The organism is Parahoeflea alexandrii, from assembly GCF_027214025.1.
Classification (GTDB): Bacteria; Pseudomonadota; Alphaproteobacteria; order Rhizobiales; family Rhizobiaceae; genus Hoeflea; species Hoeflea alexandrii_A.
This window is the reverse complement of the sequence record NZ_JAPWHB010000012.1, coordinates 12,607-33,277: the sequence shown is the minus strand read 5'-3', so window position 1 is coordinate 33,277 and position 20,671 is coordinate 12,607. Positions and strand designations below refer to the sequence as shown.

The window sequence follows — 20,671 nt, the reverse complement described above, 5'->3', positions numbered from 1 at the left end:
GGTGCTGTGATGGTTGCTTTGCGTTCCCTTCGCCCGTCAGCGCCTTCATTCGCTGATCTTGTCCCCTATGCCGGACTGGTCGACAACGGCATCATTCTCCTCAAGGACGGAAGTCTTATGGCAGGTTGGTACTTTGCCGGCCCGGACTCTGAGAGCGCAACGGATTTTGAGCGCAGCGAACTCTCCCGCCAGATCAACACGATCCTTTCACGGCTTGGTTCCGGCTGGATGATCCAGGTCGAAGCCGTGCGCATTCCAACGACTGACTATCCCTCCGCTGAGCGCAGTCATTTTCCCGATCTCGTGACACGCATGATCGATGACGAGCGGCGCAAACACTTCGAACGAGAGCGTGGGCATTTCGAGAGCCGGCATGCGCTCGTCCTTACATATCGCCCGCCTGAGCGCCGACGTTCGGGCGTCACTCGCTACATTTATTCGGATACGGAGAGCCGAACGGCGACCTATGCCGATACGGTCCTCGACAGCTTCCGGCGCTCCATCCGGGAGATCGAGCAGTATCTCGGCAACGTCATCTCCATCGAGCGCATGCGAACGCGCGAGGCGCCAGAGCGCGATGGCGCCCGTATTGCCCGCTATGATGAGTTGTTTCAGTTCATCCGGTTTTGCATTACCGGTGAGAACCACCCGGTGCGCCTGCCCGAAATCCCGATGTACCTCGACTGGCTGGCAACAGCGGAGCTTGAACACGGCCTCACCCCGAAGGTTGAAAACAGATTCCTCGGCGTGATTGCTATCGACGGATTACCGGCAGAGAGTTGGCCCGGCATTTTGAACAGCCTCGATCTCATGCCACTCACCTATCGCTGGTCGTCGCGTTTTATCTTCCTTGATGCCGAGGAAGCAAAGCAACGGTTGGAGCGGACGCGCAAAAAATGGCAACAAAAGGTGCGGCCGTTTTTCGACCAACTCTTCCAGACCCAGAGCCGATCGGTTGACCAGGACGCCATGGCCATGGTTGCGGAAACGGAGGACGCCATTGCAGAGGCTTCCTCGCAGCTTGTCGCTTTTGGCTACTACACGCCGGTCATCATTCTGTTCGACGAGAGTAGAGAAAACCTGGGCGACAAAGCCGAGTCCGTTCGACGGCTAATCCAGGCCGAAGGATTTGGCGCGCGGATCGAGACCTTGAATGCCACCGACGCTTTCCTCGGCAGCTTACCGGGCAATTGGTACTGCAACATCCGGGAACCGCTGATCAATACGCGAAACCTTGCCGACCTCATCCCGCTCAACTCCGTATGGTCGGGCAGTCCAATTGCGCCGTGCCCGTTTTATCCACCCGACGCGCCGCCACTCACACAAGTGGCTTCCGGATCGTCACCGTTCCGACTGAACCTTCACGTCGACGACGTGGGGCATACCTTGATTTTCGGCCCTACCGGTTCGGGCAAATCAACACTTCTTGCGCTGATCGCGGCGCAGTTTCGCCGGTATGACGGAGCGCAGGTTTTCGCCTTCGACAAGGGCAACTCCATGCTGCCTTTGACGTTCGCGGTCCACGGCAATCATTACGAAATCGGCGGTGATCAGGGGGAGGGGGCAGGCCTTTGCTTTTGCCCACTCTCAGACCTCTCAACCGACACAGACCGAGCTTGGGCCTCCGAATGGATCGAAACGCTCATCTCGCTGCAGGGTGTTGCGGTGACCCCGGATCATCGAAACGCCATATCGCGGCAAATCAGTCTAATGGCGGGAGCACCAGGCCGGTCGCTGTCGGATTTCGTAAGCGGCGTGCAAATGCGCGAAATCAAAGATGCGCTCCACCACTACACGGTCGATGGCCCCATGGGCCAGCTTCTCGACGCCGAACAGGATGCGCTCACCCTCGATCTATTCCAGTGCTTCGAGATCGAGCAACTGATGAACATGGGCGAGCGAAATCTAGTGCCGGTGCTGACCTATCTGTTTCGCCGGATCGAAAAGCGGCTCACGGGGGCGCCCAGCCTCATCATTCTCGACGAAGCATGGCTCATGCTCGGCCACCCCGTCTTTCGTGACAAAATCCGCGAGTGGATGAAAGTGCTTCGCAAGGCCAACTGCGCCGTCGTTCTCGCCACCCAATCGATCTCGGATGCGGAGCGCTCGGGGATTATCGACGTCTTGAAAGAATCCTGCCCAACGAAGATATGCCTCCCAAACGGTGCTGCGCGCGAGGCTGGCACCCGCGACTTCTACGAACGCATCGGCTTCAATCCCCGTCAAATCGAGATTGTTTCGGCCGCTATTCCCAAGCGGGAATATTACGTGACCTCTCCTGACGGGCGCCGGCTGTTCGACATGGCTCTCGGACCAGTCACCCTTTCCTTCGTGGGAGCGTCAGGCAAAGCCGACCTCGCTCGTATCCGCGAACTTGTCTCCATTCACGTCAAAGCCTGGCCGACCCAGTGGCTCATCGAAAGAGGGATCAATCGCTATGCTTGACCACAGGCTATCGCTGAAAAAGGGAACCGTAACCGTCGCGATTGTGACAGCTCTCGCCATCGGCGCTTCGCCGCCGGCGTTTGCCGGCACGGCGACCGGCGCAGCAACCGAGTGGACACAGCTTGCCAACAATGCACAGCTCGTCGACCTTCTGAAAAGCTCCGGTCTGCAGGTCGACAATCAGCTGACGCAGATCAGCCAGCTGGCCGAGCAAATCCAGAACCAGATGAGGATTTACGAGAACATGCTGCAAAATACAGCGCAGTTGCCTGAGCACATATGGGGGCAGGTCGAGGGCGACCTCAATAGACTTCGCAGTATCGTGGATCAGGGTCAGAGCATTTCGTTTTCGATGGCAAACGCGGACGACATCCTGAAACAGCGCTTTCAATCCTATGCCGATTTGCAAGCCGCAGCCAGCAATGGAACCGACCTGTCGTCGTACTACGCAGGTTGGTCCGAAACCAATCGCGACACCGTCGCAAGTACGCTGAAAGCAGCAAGCCTGACGGCCGATCAATTCGACAGCGAGGAAAGCACGATGAGCTCGCTTCGAAATATGTCGGAGTCGGCCAACGGTCAGGTGAAAGCCCTTCAGGTCGGCCACGAGATTGCAGCACAGCAGGTTGCGCAGATGCAGAAGCTGCGGGGCCTGGTTTCCCAGCAGATGACAATGATGGGAACCTGGCTGCAAAGCGAGCAGACCGACAAGGATCTCGCGCAGACTAGGCGCGAGGAATTCTTCAGCAGCACAGCACCGTCCACCTCCGGCGGGGAAAAGATGAAGGTGGAATGGTGAGAACGAAACTCATTCTGATTGCAATCGCATCGTTGCTCGCCATTGGCGCCACCGGCTTCTGGTTCGTGATTTCGGAGAAACAGGAGGCACAGCATCGCCGCGTGGAGTTTTTCGATTCGTCGAAATCCTATCCGACTACCGGCGGAGAGAAGATGAAGATCGAATGGTGAACCAATGACAACCTCCATCGGCGAAATGCGGCTGGCTCTGCTTCTTGTCACCATTCCTGTCATGATTACTCACCCTGCGCTTGCGCAGGAAGGCTCGGTTCTGACATCGCTCCAAACGCAAATAACTACCGCTGCCAAGGGATGGGAGACCACCATCATGGATGCGGCGAAATCGCTATTCTGGATCCTCGCCACTATCGAGATCGGACTTGCCGCTGTCTGGCTGGCATTGCAGGCAGCATCCCTTGATAGCTGGTTCGCCGAGCTTGTTCGCCGAATCATGTTTGTCGGCTTCTTCGCGTTCGTCCTCTCTCAAGGCCCAGCCTTCGCCAAGGCTGTCGTCGACAGCCTCTTTCAGATTGGCGCCGGCGGAGGGACGGCTTCTCCTGCGGACGTTTTCAATGCTGGCCTGACAGTGGCGACGAAAATGTCTGAGAAGGTGCAGTTCGGCCTTTTCGAGGATAATGCGCTGGCGATCTCGGCCGCATTCGCCATGGTTGTCACGGTCATTGCTTTTTCTCTCGTCGCCGCAATTTTTGTTTCCGTCATGGTCGAGATGTATCTTGGACTTCTTGCGGGCATGATCATGCTTGGCCTCGGCGGTTCATCCTTCACCAAGGATTTCGCCGTCCGTTATCTGGTCTATGCTTTTTCGGTTGGCATGAAACTGATGGCGCTCGTGATGATCTCCCGCATCGGCTCCGAGGTTCTCATCGGACTTGCGAACGAACCAAATGTCGGAGACCAGTTTCAGACTGCGCTCGCGATCGCCGGCATTGCTGTCGTGGTATTTATCATCGCGATGTATGTGCCAAATATCATCCAGGGCGTGGTCCAAGGCGCGTCAGTCACAGGCGGAATGGAAACCATCCGCCATGGCGGGCAGACAGCCTCCTTTGCGACCGGCGCCGCATTTCTGACGGCGGGTGCTGCGGGAGCTGGATTCGCAGCAGCACAGTCGGCGCGTGCAGGTGGATCATCCGTCGCCGGCGCTACTCTTCGCGGAATCGGCGCCAGCTTTGGATCCGGTGCAAAAGCCGCAGGATCCGCGGCAAAGGAGAAGGCTATTGGTTCACCCGGCGCCTATGCTGGTTCAATCCTGGGCCTCGCCAACGCGAAACTGGATCAAGCCCGTGGCAAGGGATCTTTGCCGGGCCAACCGCCTGAACGCCAGGACAAATAGTAATCTGTAGACAAGGAAACTCATATGGCAGCGCCACGCGCCCCGGAAAACCCGTACCTTGCCGCACGGCAAGAGTGGTCAGAACGATACGGCTCTTATGTCAGAGCGGCCTCGGCCTGGCGAACGGTCGGAATTCTGAGCCTCGGCATGGCCGTAATCGGCTTTGGGTACGCACTTTACCTGAGCACACAGGTCAAACTCGTGCCGTACATCGTCGAGGTCGACAAACTCGGGAACACCGTTTCGGCAGGATTTCCGCAGCAGATCGAATATGCCGATGCCCGGGTCATCCGGGCGACGCTCGGAAGCTTCATTACGAGCTTCCGCTCCATAACCCCGGATGCCGTCGTCCAGAAACAATATATCGACAGAACCTATGCGCTTCTGAGAACAAGCGATCCGTCGACCCAGAAGATCAACGCCTGGTTCCGCGGCAATTCTCCGTTCGAAAAGGCGGTGAACGCCACCGTCGCCATCGAGGTGAACAACATCGTCGCACTGTCGAACCAGACCTACCAGATCGACTGGACCGAGTATGAGCGGGATCGAAAGGGCAAGGAAATCGCCAAACGCAGATTTCGCGGCATAGCGACTGTCGCGATCACTGCACCCCAGGACGAGGCAACGATACGGCTCAATCCGATCGGCCTTTACGTCAAGGACTTCGACTGGACCGCGCAACTGTAAGGGCAGGGGAATTCAATGAATACAAGGATACACCGGGCAGCACTCTGCTGCGTGACGGCGTTCGCTCTTTGGAGTGTGGGAACGACATCGGGCTCTGCACAAAGCCTGACAACCAATGAAGCGAAGGGAACTACCCTTTCCAACAAATGGCGCGGCCAGCGGGGACTGGTGACAACCGGCGCTGATGGAAAAGTCATCTTCCTCTTCGGTGAAACGCAGCCTTCTGTTGTCTGCTCACCATTGCAGGTTTGTGACATCGAACTACAAGGCGGGGAGATTGTACGCGACGTGCTCGTGGGCGACACAGTGCGCTGGAAAATCGAACCGGCAACATCAGGTGCTGCAGGAGGTCAGGCAATTCACCTGATCGTCAAACCGTCGGAACCGGGTCTGATCACATCGATGGTGGTGACAACGTCAAGGCGCACCTATCACATCCAGCTTAAATCGCACCCAAACCAGTACATGGCCCGCGTCGGCTTCGAGTATCCTGAAGATGCCGCAACGAAGCTGTCCGATATCAACGCCCGCATCCAAACGATGACAAATCCGGACGGTGGCGTGCCACCGGAGCACCTCGCTTTCTCGTATGCGCTGAGCGGCAGCGCGCCCTGGAAGCCAAAGCGCGTTTTTTCGGATGGTCAGAAGACCTACATCCAGTTTCCGCGCATCCTCTCTGGCCAGGACGCGCCGATTCTCTTCGTGGTTTCGGGCGGGAAAAACCGGATCGTCAACTACCGCATGAAGAACGACATGATGATTGTCGATTACAACGTCGACAAAGCCATTCTTGTTTCGGGCGTCGGCTGGCGCCAGCAGAAGATCACTATCCGGCGGGGAGACTGACCGATGCGCTTGAACCTTTTGCCATTCGTTGCCGCCCTTATCCTATCAGGTTGTCAGACCGGGAACGACGCCCTGACGACGAGTGCTGCGCCTTCCACTGTGTCCGGCCCGGCAGCAAGCGCAATCGCTGGCGATCTGGCCGGACGCTTTGCCGAGCAGGCCGGGTCCACCACCACCGCGATCAAGCTGCATACGGACACATCGGATTTTTCGACTGCGCTTGAAGCCGCGCTGAAGGGCTGGGGTTTTACTGTCTTGACGGATGACACGGCTGATTCAGGGAACGACAACACCAAACCGATCGAGTTGGCGTATTCCCTGGTCGACTTCGACGGACAGGTTCTGGCGAGACTATCCACTGAAACGCTCGAGCTTGGCCGGGCTTATGCGATCTCGGCTAGCGGCGCCACGCCGTCGAGCCCGCTCTCGTTGATGAAGCGAAGCTGAGGAAAGGCGATCATGGTACAGTCGCTCCAGCTCGGCAATCCGAGCAACACCACGCAAGAAAAAGGCATGAAAAGGCTCAACCGTCTGCCGGTTTTCTTCGGGATTGGCATCACGGTGGTCGTGGCCGCCGTACTGGTCTACGGCATCTCTTCCCGTGGACTGCGGTTTGGCGAAAAAAACCCAAGTGAAGCAGGCTCAAACGTCCCGGCTTCGACCTTCGCTGATCAGATGAAGCGTGGGGTGAAAGACGGCATCATCGGCGATCGCGAAGAGCAGCCCGTATTCCAGCCCGCGCCCCCAACCCAGACAAAGGTGGAAACCACGCCGGTTGAGGAAGAGCAGATAAAGCGGCAGGTCCGGGAAGAACGCCGGCCGCGGATGGAATCGGAGGAAGAATGGCTGGAGAGGCTTCGTCGCGAACAACGCGAGCAGGTCCTTCGTGAACAGCAGCGCCAACGCATGGCGAGCCTCCAGGCCCGCGCAACGGCGTTGGACTCGCCGCTCAAGGTCAAAATCTCGGAACTCGGAAATATCCCGACCGATACACGGACATCTGACCGGCAACCGACCAGCACCAGCAGCGCCTCTGATCTCTATGCCACGGCCATGAAATCCGGTCTCATGGGTCAGAACGTCGATCCGAACGGCCAGACTTCGAAACAAGACTTCTTCAACGCCGACATCAAGGATCTTGGTTACCTGCCGAACCGGGTGGTTCCCCAACAGTCGCGCTATGAGCTAAAGCGCGGCTCAGTCATCCCGGCGACGATGATTACCGGCATCATTTCCGATTTGCCGGGCCGGATCACAGCGCAGGTGAGCCAGCACGTCTACGATAGCGCCACCGGCCACTTTCTGTTGATCCCGCAGGGGACCAAACTGTTCGGTCGCTATGACAGCAAGGTTTCGTTTGGCCAGAGCCGGGTTCTCGTGGTTTGGACGGACATTATCTTCCCGAATGGCTCGACGTTGCAGATCGGCGGAATGGCTGGTGCGGACTCGAAGGGGTACAGCGGCTTCGCCGACAAGGTCAACAACCACTATCTTCGCACCTTCGGATCGGCAGCGCTCGTCGCACTGATCGGGACGGGTATCGACATGGCGGTTGCCGAGAGCTCCACGCTCGCTACCCAGGATACAGCTTCAGACGCAGCCCGGCGTAATTTCGCGGAGACCTTCGGCCGCGTCGCCGAGCAGACCATCACCAAGAGCCTGAATGTGCAGCCCACGATCCGGATCAGACCAGGCTACAAGTTCAATGTTCTGGTTGACCAGGATATCGTCTTCCCCGGACAATACAGTGGTTGATGGCGTGTTGTTGCGCGGACAATAACCTGCATAGAGGGGAACTGAGACACCGAGCGCCTGCTGCATCAGTGCGCGAACGGTCTCAGAAACCTCGAAGATACCGCAGCAAACCGGAGAGCGACCATACCCGTCAGCACGTCCAACTTCTTCAACAGCCAGGCCCGCCCGGCGATAGACCCGCGCCAGGTGCGGTTCGTAATTGGAGACCAGCGCCTGGATGCCATGGCTCAACCCACATTCGCACAACGCCAGCAGCAGCATGCCGAAAGCCCTCCCTGTTTCCAATCCTGGGAAGTCCTTGGAGAGCGTTTTCTCATCGAGACACATTCTTGTTCCCTCGAAAATGCCAGGCGCAATCAGGCTTGCTCCCGCGAAAGTGTCGCGGAAGACATCGTAGAGAAGCGTGGGCCCCGTTGTTGGCATCAGTCGTAGCGTTCCATAAAGACGATCCGCGCGATCATTGCACCACATCAAATAAGCCGGCCGCAGGTCATCATATTCGTCGCGTTCGCAATCCCCCTCGATCGTAACGGCCCAACCGAGTTGGTCATGAAATACGCGCTTGCGCAGCCGAAACGCCTGATCCATGAGGGACTTGTAACGGTTGTATTGATGCGCCTGAATCAAAATGAACAAGGTTTTTCCTCCAGCTGTTGATCTTTGCCGGAAAATGGCGGCTTGCCGCAGCTCACGAAATTCCCGCACATGGGCACACTCAAATGCGGGTATTGTCAGAACTACGCAGCGGTCAGCTCATATCGAGATCAGGCGCAGCTTCAGGGCAAGGGTGGCCGCCGCAGAGACTGTCCCGCAACCGAGTTTCGTCCTGGCCGACTTTAGGTAACTGCGAGTCGTATGGTGCGAGAGGCCAAGAATGAGCGCGATGTCCTTGCAATCCTTGCCGAGCCCGCTCCAATACAGGCACTCACGCTCCCGTGGGCTCAGGGCCGGGATCGGATCACTCTCTCCGTGCAGCTCGAAGACTGCCATCTGGTGCACGAGATATGCGAGATCGACCCATTCGCTCCGATGCAGATCGAGCAGAACGTTCCAGTCTTCAGCGGACGTGTTCGAATTGAAAGACAGAATGGCGCGCCGGCCGGCTTTATCCGAAATCGGAATGGAGAAGCCGAAGCGGCCGACACCATGGCGCATTGCGTCCTCTAAGAACGTGAGCGTTTCGGACGCGAACTCGAGCTCTCGCCAATCGAATGGCAGCTGGCGCAGAAATCCCTCCCGCGCCACCGGATCGATGTGGACATAGCCCTTGAGCAAGTAAGTGGACACCCACGCAGCCGGGTAGGTCGTCCGCACGAACGGGGCGTCGAAATCACCTATCACTGTCGACGCGAGATGGTAGGTAACGAAATCCACGCGATAAATGGATTGTATCAAATGGAGGGCTTCGTTGACTGTGCCTGCCCTCGTAAAGCGCTCTTTGACGCTGGAAAAATCGGTGGGGGATCCGGTCAATATACGTTTCCAGCACTGCGGCCCGACAATCGCCGCGGAGATCGTATGATCGATCATACGAGTTCCGCAGAGATGCAGATATTCAGGAACCGCTGCTTTAGTCCGATTGTTTTCGGAGATCAACGCAACTTCTCGACGAGAAAAGGCAAATCGCCCAAAACAGTTCGAAAGAGTTGCCAGTCCGCGTTATGTGCGCCCGTGCATCGGCAAGCGATTTCAGTCTTGCGCCACGGATTTCGGTTGTGCGCCCAATGTCCTGAAGATACTGCGTTGATCGCGCTAGGCGGTCCAGCCTGGTCACCACAAGGAACTATCTTTCATCGGAAGTCCCTCTCTACGCCTAGTAGCCGGTGTCACAGCGCCGATCAGAGGTCGGCTTTCTGCCGAAGCCCATCCAGCCATTCGCACGACACCGCCGCGACCGCGTCGCGCAACATGGTCACCGCGGCCCGGATCGCCTTCAGATCGTCGCTGCCTATATCGTAGCTCACCGAGTAGCGGGCCTCGACATAGGCGCGTTTCGTCAGTTCGAAGCGTCGGCGGTCGAGCTTGGTTGCCCGCGGCCAGATCTGGGTAAGACGCGGTTCGCGGTCCTCTGCCAGCGAGCGCAAAAACTTCAGATTATGCGAGCGCGGAACATATTGGCCGCGCACGAGCAGGAAGCAGGTGTAGGCCCGCTCCGCTGCCTGGTGCAGGGTGAACGCCGCATCGTTAAATTTTCGCTTCTCGATGCAAAATTCCGCTATTTCGAGCGCATCGTTCACCTTCGCCGACCAGTCCACGAAATAGCCGTTGGCCATCGTATATGCATCCGACGCCGTCAGCGGCATCGGGGTGGCCAGTTCGCTTCCGGGCAGGCTGTAGAGCGTGATGCCGTCGCGCGCGATGTCGACCCAAAAATATTCCCCGCGCTTCAGCCCGCGGTTCACCTCATCGAGCGTATGCACGATGATGTTCACAGGCCGCGCGATCGCAGCATCGCGCAGGATCTTGTCCTCCGCGACATACCAACAGTCCGCGATATCGGTGAGGTCGGCGTGGCTGACGATGATCAGCAGATCATAATCGGACTGATAGCCATTCTCAGGCTCGTCAACCCAGTCGCCGCGCGCATAGCTCCCAAAAAGGATAATTTTCTGGACTTTGCCGTTCTTCTTCCACGGCTGCGTCGCGCGCGAGATCGCGACGGCAAATTCGTCCATCAATATCCGCGTCGCTCGCGCCAGTTCTTCCTGCTGGACCGGCGGAAGATGATCCACATCGTTTCTCATCATCGGTTTCTCGCTGTCTTCACGTCCGGTGGCAAGGCCTTATTGCAGCAAATGCGCGTCGGTGTCCCCAGATCGGATACTTAAAACTATGCCGAGCCGATAACCGTGATGTTGATGGCAAACGGCGACATACCGCGACCACTCGGCAGAAGGGACTGCAAATAGCAATAACCACAAGAACGCAGTGATACTGTCGCTCTGTGGCTTGGTGGAGTTGTAAAGCTGTTTCAGGCAACTTGGCGCGTTCTGCAAAGATCGCCGGATCAGATGGCTGCCAGTTGGATGTGCTACCGCTTTGACCGTGGTGTCGACCATGATCTGTTCCAATTGGCGCTCAATTAAGGCCTCAGGCCTGACGCCGAACTGCAATGGTGACAAACGATTTTCAATTTTCCCGAACGAGCCGATCGCCTGCGCCAACAAATCTACGGTGGCGCCAAGGAGGATCGGCCGCTATAAGCGCTGATGAGGCAGTACGCGCTGTCTCCGGGCTTTGTAACCCGAAGCACACCGGTTTGGTGTCCGCCGTTAGGGCACCGAATTCCTCGATCTATGGTCGGGGAGCCATGGACGTATGTCCAGGTTCCTCGGAACTAAAGGTCCTTGGGCTGAGTGTGCTCGGTTACAAACTCCCCGATCGCCAGGGGTCAGGAACTATGCGGGGGCGCACCGCGCATTCCTCTTTTGGGAGCTTAACATGGACGCCGATGACCGGTTGAATGGTGAGACAATCGATCTGAAGCCGCTGGTAGGGCTCCTGCATGGGCTTCCGTCATCAATCATTGAGCGCCTCACGGTCGATGCAATCCACGAGCATCGCACATTGTTGGAGCAGGCTGAAAACCTGTTCAATGAACTGCCCGCTGAGGTCAAAGCCGGCAAGGAAGCTGGTAGCAATGCCCATGTTGCCTATCTCGAAACAACCATCAGGTTGCACGCGCAAATGTCGGCCTTGACGACCCTGCTTCACATTCTGGGCTACACGCCAAAGGTCTGAACCGCCGGACCGCCCTAAATTAATCCCCGCCGAATTGCCAGCGCCACCACCTGCGCATGATTGGCCAGATTGTATCGTGTTCTTACATCGTCAATCGCCGAGCGGACGCCGGCATATTTTGCCTGTTCCAGTTCAGCGATCACTTCGACGGTCTTGCCAAGTGAGAGCCAGCGAATGTAGGTCGCCTGCTTCGGGGTCAAAACAATTTTTTCCTCGATGGACGGCGTGACCCGCAAATGCTCGAAACGCGTGTGAAGCTGGGAGACCGCTGATGCCGCTGTGATCGCATCGATTTCCACATCACCGGCCAGCGACGGCTTCGCCGATGCGAAGGTCAACATGGACATGGCGCCGTTGGCGGTTGCGACAGGAATGGAAACACCGGAGCGAATGTTGAAATCAGCGGCTCTTGAAAAGAAGTTCGTCTGCTCTTTGGAGAGCGAACTCTTGTCTGCCTCGCCGGACCAGGCAAAAGCGCGTCTTATGAGTTGCGCCTGCCGCATGACCGGATCGATGAACCGGTAGTCCAGCCTGTCGTAGATTTTCTGCCATTCGAAATCGTAGTTTGACACCGCGTAGGTCTGGCCAGGACGAACATTGACGAAGGCATAGCCTGCGAAATCGAACCGTTCAGCGAGATTGGCCAGCGCGCCCTTCACCATGGACTGATCGTTTCCGATCGCGGTGACATCCAACAGCTTTTCGACCCAGTTTGACATCCATACTCTCCCTGTGAAGCGCACCCTTCCCGCGGTGGCGGAATGCGGCTGCAGTCAGAAGGCCCGCGACGCACGCGAACAGCGACCTTGTAAAGAGTGAGGCATATTCACTCGCGTAAGTTGATCGTCAAGGAACGGTTTTCTATTTTGTTTTCGCGAGATTGAAAACCTCCGATTTTGTTCACTCGCGGAAACCTGTGGCAGAAAGACGACGCATTGACTCTGTCTTTGCCCCGGGCGGCGCTTTCATCTGTCATTGCCTCGGAAAATGCACCATACCTTGAAGGTTTTTGGAGAAAGTTCATGTTGCAGCTCACACACGACACCGAACAGCTCGCCCGCAAGGTGGCGGCCTGTGTAGGCCTCAGACCTGAGCAACTCATCCGCGCGGCGCTTGAGCGTGAAGCGAAGGCGCTCGGCGTTTATCACGGTCAGCCCGGCAAACAGCGGATGACGGTGGAACAGATGATCGCTCTTGGCAAGAAAGTCACCGCCCTGCCACTGCTCGATCCGCGCTCCCCAGAAGAGATTATAGACGATCTGAACGAACTATGATCGTCGTCGATTCTTCTGCTGTGGTCCCCATCCTGGAAGAGGAAGCTGACCGTCTTCTTTATGCTCATGTCATTCAGGACGCTGACGATCTCACCGTCTCGGCCGTTAAAGCTCACGAGTGCCGTCGTTCTACGTCGTAGGCGAGGCCCAGAGGGTGAGCAGATCATCTGGATCTTTCTGGCCGATAACGGCATTCAGATCGCTCCCTTCGATGAGGAGCACCTAGAAAGGCATCCGAAGCGTTCGGACGATACGGCAAGGGCATAGATCCGAAATCCAGGCTCAATCTTGCCGACTGCGCGTCCAATGCACTCGCAAAGAGCCTGTCAGTTCCTTTGTTGTCAACGGCGATGAATTCATACACACCGATATTGAGGTCGCAGTTCGCTTAGCCGTGCAAGCGACGAAATTCAACGCGTCGCTACTGCCTTCTCACCCGTGACATTTCGATCCTGAGACGCAACCTGCTGGCGTCCGCTTCAGTTAAGCCAGTCTGGCCCAACATAAAACGAGCACGCAGCACTTTACCAACTTGACGAACTTAACCAACCTTGCCATATATAGTCTTCTGAACGAAGGGTGAGACATGGCATCTCTGAAGTCAAAAACCAACCTACGCGACGGTGCAAGTGGGCGCGACAAACCGGGCGCAGAATCCATGGCTTTTTTCCTGACCACAGGCGCCGCCCCGCTGGCGAAGGGGAGAGCCGCTTTCAAGATCAAGATCCCGGACAACGCATCAAAAGCGCTGACCGGCAATCCCAATCGCGTTAGGGCGCTCCTCCAGGAATACGGGCAGGCGATAGCAAAAAGCCGTTCTGCTGGCCGCCCGGTCAGCTTCCGTGTCGATGTCGATTCCGAAGGCGAGATGGTTGTTACTCCCGTTGAGGAGGTGGAAAGGACAACTGCGCCTGTCGCGGAGGAAGAAGATGCACTGGAACCGGAGTTGGAGCAGGCGTTGGTGGCCGCGCGTGCGCGGGGACGCTTAAAGGCTGCTGAGGTCCTCAGCGGCACTGACATGCTGAATGCCGACGAATTCGCCAAGCTGCTTGGCACAACACGGGTAACGGTGAATTCAAAGCGTCAGAGCGGACTGGTGTTGGGACTAGATGGCGCGAAACGCGGCTTTCGGTTCCCGGATTGGCAGATCGATGCCGATGGAAAGCCCTTTGCAGCGCTTGCAACGCTCTATGAACGACTAGGCGGAGCCTGGGCGGTTTATCGCTTCCTGGTCCAGCCCCACGGAGAGCTAGACGGATTGACAGGCCGCGAGGCATTGGAGCGGGGACGGGCCGAGCAAGCGCTCGAGGTTGCCGAGAGCATTGGTCGAGATTTCCGCTAAATGGCAGGTGCTCTGCCGCCTCCCGGCTTTGCGAATGCAAGCCTTCACCTGCACACGGTCGCGGCGGGGCTTCGGTACGGTCGCATCTATCTGGGCAGATACCCCGATCCGCTGGGCTTTGGGAAGACGCCGAGCCGTTTCAGCGATCCCCGGCGGCGCAAATTCGCCAACCGGTTCGGGCTGCTCTATTTGGGCGATACGGTGAAGGTTTGCTTTCTCGAAGCCGTTCTGCGCGACCAGCGCGATGGGATCCTCGGCGACCTACCGATCGCTGAGTCCGAACTATATGACCGTCATTTCGCGGAGATCGAGGTCACTACGCCATTGACGATGGTCGATCTTCGCGACGATGGGCCGATCAAAATGGGTGTGCCGACGGATGTCTCGAAGGGCTCAAAGCAATCCCTCGCACGGCAATGGGCGGTCGCCTTCCATGAACACCGTACACAAGTGGACGGTGTTATCTACCCGTCTCGGCTCAACGGCCACACGAACCTTGCAGTTTTCGATCGAGCCATCGAAAAACTGAAGGCGGTCGGGACGAAAAAGCTGATCCTTGCTCCCGGTCTGGCTGATGTGCTCAACGACCTCAATGTCGCAGTTATCGAACCGGATCCCTGATGTCTTGCCTGTCTTCAAGGTAGAATCCAGCGCTACTTCTGCCCACCGATCCGGGACAAATCGACCCGAATTCCCGCAGCCCCAATCTCTTTCTCGTCTGAGCGCTCCGCTTCGCTCTGGGAGAGCGTAGCTCCAGCCGGTGCGTCCGTGATGTCTGGAACAGATTCTTTTCGATCGACGATTGCTCCGCCTGGGTCCTCCGCCTGAAACACGCTCTGCCCCTCGAACTGGCCGGAGTTCCAAGCATAAACAGCATCTTCGAACATCAGGGGAAACACCTCTGTGCTCTTGGGGTTGCCATACCATTCCGCGACAATGCGCATGATCTTTGCGAACATATTCGTCCCGATGCGAAGGTTTTCGCAAGGATCGACCAGATCTGATTTCAGCTCGGATATGTCCTTTACGCCCACACCCGCCGGAAACTGTGTCAGACCAACCCGCACGACAGCTTGTCCGACATACTGGCGTATGACCTCCATCGCCTCGTCGGGTGTTTTCGGTTTAGGTATGAGGATGAGCCGCCCTCCGGATTTCACCGTGACGGCCAGCGGGTCGCCAGGACCGACCGCAGATACGAACTGCTCAACGATCGCGGGTTTCAACAAGGGATCAGCACATTGTTCGATAAAGGCAGCATCCATGACGAAGGCTCCAAAGTTCAGGTGTTGAAGGAAATCACAAGAGGGACGCCAAACAGGTCGGACCAGGCCTTCGCGCTCGCGCGTTGGATGGCGACGATGTTGCCGCCAGTTGCCCACCAGCCATTGCCCATCAGAACAATCGCGTCGGGCCGATAAATCATCGAGTGGAGAATGGGCCACAGCACGAGTTGTTCGTAGCAGATGAGAGGCGCGATCTTCTTGCCAGCGATCTCGACAACGGGGTTTGCGAAAAAGCTGGCGCGGGCGCCGCCGGTCTGCCCGGTCCATCGCTCCCAGGGACGCCACATCGACACCGGCACGGGCATGCGCTCGTGATAGAGGACATTTCCGCCATCGGAATCGATGGCCATCATGACGTTGTCGTAACCCTCAGCGTCGATCACTGCCGCGCCGGCGATTACCGTCACAACGGTCCCTCGCAATCCTTCCCGCCAGAGACGTTCAAGAGTAGGCGTCCAGAAACCCAGCGCGCTTTCAGGCAGAACCACGACGGCTGCGCCGGCTCCCTCAGCCTCCCGAACGAGGCCGATCAATTGGTGTTGACGTTCAAGCGAGCGATCGCGGCCAAGGCTCGAACCCATTTCGAGGTCGACACCACGCCACCCCTCCAATAGGATCTGATTTGTCCCCGATGCGGCGGACCAAAGCCATAGACCTGTTAGGGCAATGGCGATAGCCGGCCCGATCCGGGTTACGAGACCGATCAGGCCGGCTGTCAACGCGAGAAGCCCCCACCATCCCCATCCCGGAAACAAAATGCCGGCCGCCGTCAGCGGATGCGCCCAGCCTGTGATGCCGAGCGGCGGCAGACCGGTGAGAGCCAAGATCAGGAGATAGCGCCCTGCTTTTGCCGAGCCTGATCGCGCCGTCCAGAGTGCCGCATGGACAGCAACGAAAGACGATGCCGCCACGATCCAGAAGCAGAGCCCGACCCAGAGATCCGCTGAAAAGAACTGGCCGACGCCGACAGGCAATCCTCGTGACGCCGCCAGGAAATAGCCGGCCGCGACCAGGGCTGCGGCGATGCGCGTCGGTGATCGCGCCCACAGAAGCGGGAAGAAGGTTGCCGCAGGCAGCAGGGGCGCCTGGCCGCTCCAGCCGATCGTACCAATAACGACGGCGAGGGGGACGAGAACGGCAGTCATCATAACGTCACGGCGCATAGGTCAACACCTCTTGCGCTAGACCGAGAACACCGGAATCCGGAACCGGCCCGAAATACCGGGAATCCCATGAGCCGATAAAGTCCGAGTGCAAATACACTTCTCCTGGTAGCAACATTCCACTTTGACCATGACGAAGAGAGCGCCCCTGTCCGTCCTTCTCGAAAATGCGGGAGTTGCGGATTGGTACGCCATCAATGGCGACGAGATCGGTGACTGCCACGCGCTGTCCGGTGACGGCCACAACGGTCTTGATCAATGGCCCGAACCCGCCGGGGCAAAGACCCGAACGCAGATATCCACGTCGGCGCGCCTCGCGCAGGGCGGAGTTGTCCGGCGGACAAACGAACACCATTTCACCGGGCCGGATCGAACGGGTGATCTGAACAATGCGCCAAAGGCCGAGCGGCTCGCTCGGCGTCATGTTTATCCGCAAACCACCGATATAACCTGCGACCAAAAGGAGGATCAACAGGCCGCAAGCCAGTGACAAAGTGCAGAATGCAAAGCGTCGTTGACGGTGCATCGTGCCTGGTTCCATCCCCGCAGCCGTCATTTGAGGGAAAGTCCCTTGGTCTGAGTTTGACGTGCCGTCTCCGCTTGCTTCAGCGCCAGCGTAGTGCGCTCGTGCACGGCGAGCTGCTGCACTGTGCGCATGCTGCTCCAAGCTGCTTGCACCTCGCTCTTCTGGATCGGGCTCATGCCTGCCGTCAGCTTATGAAAGGTTTCACCGTTTGCATCCTTTGCCGACAGCGGCAACAGGCTTCGTTCTCCAAAACGTTCCGATACGGCCTTGGCAAAACCTTCGAGTTCTGCCTTGACCATTTTGTCGGCAAGCACAAACTCGAGACCGGCAGGTAGGTCATTTCGATCGATCGCATCGCGCAGCCGCTCAAGCATCTGCCTGGCCGATGCAGAGAGCGCCGGGATATCGACGGAAACTTTGAGGCGGACTGCCCGCTCCTCGGTTTCATGCTTGCGCTCAGTTTCTGCTCGTACGGTCAGATAACGCTCAAGGTTGCGCGCCAAGGCGGGCGCGTTGAGAAGCGCCGTATCGCGCGCCGCCCTCTCCGTGCGGCCGGCGAAGATGCCGGTCTTGCCCTTTAGTGCTCCAAAACTTGCCGGCTCAGCTGCGATCTTTGCGAGCGTTGTCTGCGCTCTTGCCGGATCCTTGAGCATGGCATCGACATTGACCGCCTTGAACGCGGTCTCCGGCTCGGCGAAGATCTGGTGGAAGCGTGCTGCAACCTCCTGCCATTGCCTTTTGAGACCGGGATCGGCGGCGAGACGATCCTCGACGGCATGGTTGATCGATTTCGGGAAAGTCGTGATGCCTGATACCATTGGCTTTGTCTCCATGACGGGTTCCGGGGTCGCCCGAGTATTCGACCGCTTGATCCCGAGCTGCACGCCGATCGTCGCAAGTCGAGCGGCGAGATCGACGACCCTTTCTTTCTGCCGCACGGTCCAGTCGAGGCGATCGCGAACGAGGGTGCGGGCGACGTTGACCAGATGCAGGCCGCGCGCGTCGGCAAAACGAAGAGCCGCGCGATAGAAGGTGCCTTTTTCGTAATCGAGCGTTGTCTCTTTCGAGTTCTTGCGGGATAGGAGCTCGACGAGACCGCCAGACTTGGCGAAGGAACGACTGCCGTAATAGACTGCGAGATCCTCACGATGGCGGGTCATCGCCACATATGTCAGGTGACGATCGAGCGAGAGCGAGGCAAGTACCTTGACCCGGTCAACCGTTGCCCCTTGGCTCTTGTGGATCGTGGTCGCGTATCCATGATCGACGTTGTTGTAGAAGCGCTGCTCTACCGTGATCGATTGCCGGTGTTGGCCTTGCCCAATCTCGGCAACAATACGGCCCGGAGCGGCGTCCACGATCTTTGCCAGCATTCCGTTCTTGACGCCGAGCGAGCCTTCGTTCTTGAGGAAGACGATTTGATCGCCGACGGCAAACCGGCGGATCCCGTCTTCCGTTTTGAAGGCGTGACCGGCCTCGACGAGGCCACGCTCCACCAGCTTGGCGCGCGCCATCGTGTTCAGCATCCGCACATCACGGCGAAGATGGGCGAGGATAAGCGAGGACCCGACCGGATCGTATTCCCGATTCCAATCGGAGATGAGATTTTCGACTGCTTGAGACTTCAAGGTCGAACCCATCATCCTGCCATTGGCGCGATAGGATGCGACGGCTTTACCGACATGGCCGCGGGCAAGATCGAGTGAAGCATCGCGCATCCATTGCTCGCGCTGGCGATAGATGGTTTCAAGTTCTGCGTAACCGATACGATCGGCGATCGCACGGAATGCGGCGCCCGCTTCGATCGGCTGCAGCTGTTCTGGGTCGCCGACCAGAACGAGCTTCGCTCCCCGCAATGTCGCCCGTTCGACAAAGAGCGCCATCTGTTTCGAAGACACCATGCCGGCTTCGTCAAGGACCATGATTGTCTTGTCGTCGAGATGATCGCGACCGTTGTTCCAGCGTAGCTCCCAGGACGACAACGTCCGGGACGGAATCCCCGCTTCGCTCGAAAGACCCTCCGCCGCTTTGCCTGCCAGCGCGCCGCCGACGACACGATAGCCGGCCGCCTCCCACGCCTCGCGTGCGGCCTTCATCATTGTGGTTTTGCCCGCACCTGCACGACCGATGACGGCTGTAATCCGCTCAGGCCCCGCGACGTGCTCGATCGCCACTTTTTGCTCATCAGACAGCCGCGTATGGCGCGAGAACGTCGCTTCGAGCACGGCTGCGCGGACGCCATGGGAGTTGCGCCCAGACAACCAGATCGCCCGGTTGGCCATCTCTGCCTCGAGCCGGATCATCTCGCGCGTCGTGAAGCGTGCTGGCGTGCGGACGCCGGAACTGAAGTCGATCCGCTCACGGTCGAGACGCAACACGTCCGGATCCTGCATGACCCGCGCCATGAGGCTTTGGAAGAGACCGGCGTCATCAACATAGCGGTGTAGAACCTTTGCCACGTCAGGTTCATCGAACACGCTCTTCTCGCGGGTGATGAGGTCGAGTACAACACCTGGATTGCGCTGAATGCGCCTGATGTTTTCGACGCGCCGCGCCTCCTGCAGCTCGGTCCGCTCGAGCTTCGGTGACCAGGTCGGGGCTGACGCTTTCTGCGTCTCCGATTTGCGTTCAATCGCGGTGGCGCCGACGCCGATATGGATCGTTGGCGTCAGGTCGATGCCCTGCTTTTCGAACGACCGGCCGTCGATGCGGATATCGAGGCCGGCAAGGGCGAGATGCCGGTTCTGGGTGGCAAACCATCCATCACGAAAGGCCTTGAAGTCCTCGGCGCCACCAGCCCAAAGTTCGTAAACGATCTTACCGGCGTCATTGCGCATGGGTTGTCCGGCTGGACCGAGAAAGGCGACCTTCTTGGCGCCGAATCCATCCTCGCACAGAGGCCGCAGCGTGGTCATCAAGTGAACATGTGGGTTGCCGGGCGCGTCGTGATAAACCCAGTCGGCGACCATACCTTTCGAGGTAATGTGCTCGACAATGAAGTCGCGCATCAACGCGATATTTTGCTGGGCTGAGAGTTCGATCGGCAGAGCGATCGTGGTGTCCTTGGCGAGTTGCGCGTCGATACGCTTCTCGAACGCTTCGACCTTGTTCCAGAAAGCTTCCGAGGCTCCGGCGACCGAGCGGTCGGCAATCATGGCGCGTAGCCAGTCTGGGGCATCGGCAGGGACCGCGAACTCCTCATGGAGCAGCCCCTGCTTGCGGGTGTAGTCGATCGTCCTCGCTTCGCGCTCGTAGTCCATCCTGGCGCAGTGCCGATAGGCCGCAGACAGTACGGCGCTGCGGCCAGAGCCACGCGCGACGATGCTGACGGAGAAATGCGGGACTGCCACAGGCAAGGCGCTCCTTCTTACAAACGAAATCAACCGGTTCGTCTAGAGCGGGTTGGCCTCGGCCAAAGGCCAAAACAGCACGTCGCGTCAGCGACGTATAATTG

General features: G+C 58.2%; 21 protein-coding genes and 1 pseudogene. 12 read left to right on the top strand and 10 right to left on the bottom strand.

Going from position 1 to position 20,671, the window contains the following annotated elements; translation table 11 throughout:
* Positions 1-9 precede the first annotated feature (9 nt).
* Genes O4H62_RS25330 through trbI form a run of 8 tightly spaced genes read left to right on the top strand, consistent with a single transcriptional unit; the run spans position 10 to position 7,885 of the window.
* Positions 10-2,445, top strand: coding sequence for a conjugal transfer protein TrbE (locus tag O4H62_RS25330; protein ID WP_269391672.1), 2,436 nt, complete (start codon positions 10-12; stop codon positions 2,443-2,445).
* Complete coding sequence (gene trbJ / locus O4H62_RS25325) at positions 2,438-3,244, top strand: P-type conjugative transfer protein TrbJ (RefSeq protein WP_269391671.1); 807 nt, start codon at positions 2,438-2,440, stop codon at positions 3,242-3,244. The genes O4H62_RS25330 and trbJ overlap by 8 nt, the downstream gene beginning before the upstream one ends.
* Positions 3,238-3,414: an entry exclusion protein TrbK gene (gene trbK, locus O4H62_RS25320; RefSeq protein ID WP_269391670.1), complete on the top strand. Its 177-nt coding sequence runs from the start codon at positions 3,238-3,240 to the stop codon at positions 3,412-3,414. Before trbJ ends, trbK begins: the two co-directional genes overlap by 7 nt.
* Positions 3,415-3,439: 25 nt before the next feature.
* Positions 3,440-4,597 (top strand): P-type conjugative transfer protein TrbL, encoded by a 1,158-nt coding sequence (gene trbL / locus O4H62_RS25315; protein ID WP_430538521.1) that lies wholly within the window; start codon positions 3,440-3,442, stop codon positions 4,595-4,597.
* A 24-nt stretch (positions 4,598-4,621) separates the two neighbouring features.
* Positions 4,622-5,284, top strand: a complete 663-nt coding sequence (locus tag O4H62_RS25310; RefSeq protein WP_269391668.1) for a conjugal transfer protein TrbF — start codon at positions 4,622-4,624, stop codon at positions 5,282-5,284.
* Between the two features lie 15 nt (positions 5,285-5,299).
* The gene (trbG, locus tag O4H62_RS25305) at positions 5,300-6,130 is read left to right on the top strand and encodes a P-type conjugative transfer protein TrbG (RefSeq protein WP_269391667.1); all 831 of its coding nucleotides are present in this window, start codon (positions 5,300-5,302) and stop codon (positions 6,128-6,130) included.
* A gap of 3 nt (positions 6,131-6,133) precedes the next feature.
* Positions 6,134-6,577: a conjugal transfer protein TrbH gene (trbH, locus tag O4H62_RS25300; protein WP_269391666.1), complete on the top strand. Its 444-nt coding sequence runs from the start codon at positions 6,134-6,136 to the stop codon at positions 6,575-6,577.
* 12 nt (positions 6,578-6,589) lie between these two features.
* Entirely contained in the window at positions 6,590-7,885 is a 1,296-nt protein-coding gene (gene trbI, locus O4H62_RS25295) for an IncP-type conjugal transfer protein TrbI (protein ID WP_269391665.1), read from the top strand.
* Positions 7,886-7,900: 15 nt separating this feature from the next.
* On the opposite strand, the pseudogene O4H62_RS25290 reads toward trbI, so the two are convergent.
* The 5 genes and pseudogenes from O4H62_RS25290 to O4H62_RS25275 all read right to left on the bottom strand — a co-directional run.
* Positions 7,901-8,521: pseudogene (locus O4H62_RS25290) on the bottom strand (acyl-homoserine-lactone synthase); the annotation flags it as partial.
* Between the two features lie 117 nt (positions 8,522-8,638).
* Positions 8,639-9,415, bottom strand: a complete 777-nt coding sequence (locus O4H62_RS25285) for a helix-turn-helix transcriptional regulator (RefSeq protein WP_269391664.1) — start codon at positions 9,413-9,415, stop codon at positions 8,639-8,641.
* Positions 9,416-9,455: 40 nt separating this feature from the next.
* Positions 9,456-9,659, bottom strand: a complete 204-nt coding sequence (locus O4H62_RS26460) for a hypothetical protein (protein ID WP_331284490.1) — start codon at positions 9,657-9,659, stop codon at positions 9,456-9,458.
* 64 nt (positions 9,660-9,723) lie between these two features.
* On the bottom strand, positions 9,724-10,632 hold the full coding sequence (locus O4H62_RS25280) for a HEPN domain-containing protein (RefSeq protein WP_269391663.1): 909 nt from the start codon (positions 10,630-10,632) through the stop codon (positions 9,724-9,726).
* A gap of 36 nt (positions 10,633-10,668) precedes the next feature.
* Positions 10,669-11,049, bottom strand: a complete 381-nt coding sequence (locus O4H62_RS25275) for a hypothetical protein (RefSeq protein ID WP_269391662.1) — start codon at positions 11,047-11,049, stop codon at positions 10,669-10,671.
* 277 nt (positions 11,050-11,326) lie between these two features.
* On the opposite strand from O4H62_RS25275, the gene O4H62_RS25270 reads away from it, so the two are divergent.
* Positions 11,327-11,626, top strand: a complete 300-nt coding sequence (locus O4H62_RS25270) for a transcriptional repressor TraM (RefSeq protein WP_269391661.1) — start codon at positions 11,327-11,329, stop codon at positions 11,624-11,626.
* Positions 11,627-11,640: 14 nt separating this feature from the next.
* Here O4H62_RS25270 and traR read toward each other — a convergent pair whose 3' ends face one another.
* Positions 11,641-12,345 (bottom strand): autoinducer-binding transcriptional regulator TraR, encoded by a 705-nt coding sequence (traR, locus tag O4H62_RS25265; RefSeq protein WP_269391660.1) that lies wholly within the window; start codon positions 12,343-12,345, stop codon positions 11,641-11,643.
* A gap of 303 nt (positions 12,346-12,648) precedes the next feature.
* Between traR and O4H62_RS25260 the strand changes: the two genes are divergently transcribed.
* The 3 genes from O4H62_RS25260 to O4H62_RS25250 all read left to right on the top strand — a co-directional run bounded on the left by O4H62_RS25260 (position 12,649) and on the right by O4H62_RS25250 (position 14,863).
* Positions 12,649-12,900: a hypothetical protein gene (locus O4H62_RS25260; protein ID WP_269391659.1), complete on the top strand. Its 252-nt coding sequence runs from the start codon at positions 12,649-12,651 to the stop codon at positions 12,898-12,900.
* A gap of 586 nt (positions 12,901-13,486) precedes the next feature.
* Complete coding sequence (locus tag O4H62_RS25255) at positions 13,487-14,242, top strand: XRE family transcriptional regulator (protein ID WP_269391658.1); 756 nt, start codon at positions 13,487-13,489, stop codon at positions 14,240-14,242.
* Entirely contained in the window at positions 14,243-14,863 is a 621-nt protein-coding gene (locus O4H62_RS25250; RefSeq protein ID WP_269391657.1) for an RES family NAD+ phosphorylase, read from the top strand.
* Between the two features lie 32 nt (positions 14,864-14,895).
* Here the strand turns inward: O4H62_RS25250 and O4H62_RS25245 are convergent, their stop codons facing one another.
* The 4 genes from O4H62_RS25245 to traA are packed head-to-tail and all read right to left on the bottom strand — an operon-like array spanning position 14,896 to position 20,567.
* Complete coding sequence (locus O4H62_RS25245) at positions 14,896-15,507, bottom strand: TraH family protein (RefSeq protein WP_269391656.1); 612 nt, start codon at positions 15,505-15,507, stop codon at positions 14,896-14,898.
* Positions 15,508-15,524: 17 nt separating this feature from the next.
* Positions 15,525-16,691: a conjugal transfer protein TraB gene (locus O4H62_RS25240; protein ID WP_269391655.1), complete on the bottom strand. Its 1,167-nt coding sequence runs from the start codon at positions 16,689-16,691 to the stop codon at positions 15,525-15,527.
* On the bottom strand, positions 16,681-17,217 hold the full coding sequence (traF, locus tag O4H62_RS25235; protein WP_269391654.1) for a conjugative transfer signal peptidase TraF: 537 nt from the start codon (positions 17,215-17,217) through the stop codon (positions 16,681-16,683). Before traF ends, O4H62_RS25240 begins: the two co-directional genes overlap by 11 nt.
* A 26-nt stretch (positions 17,218-17,243) precedes the next feature.
* Positions 17,244-20,567 (bottom strand): Ti-type conjugative transfer relaxase TraA, encoded by a 3,324-nt coding sequence (gene traA, locus O4H62_RS25230; protein ID WP_269391653.1) that lies wholly within the window; start codon positions 20,565-20,567, stop codon positions 17,244-17,246.
* Positions 20,568-20,671 lie beyond the last annotated feature (104 nt).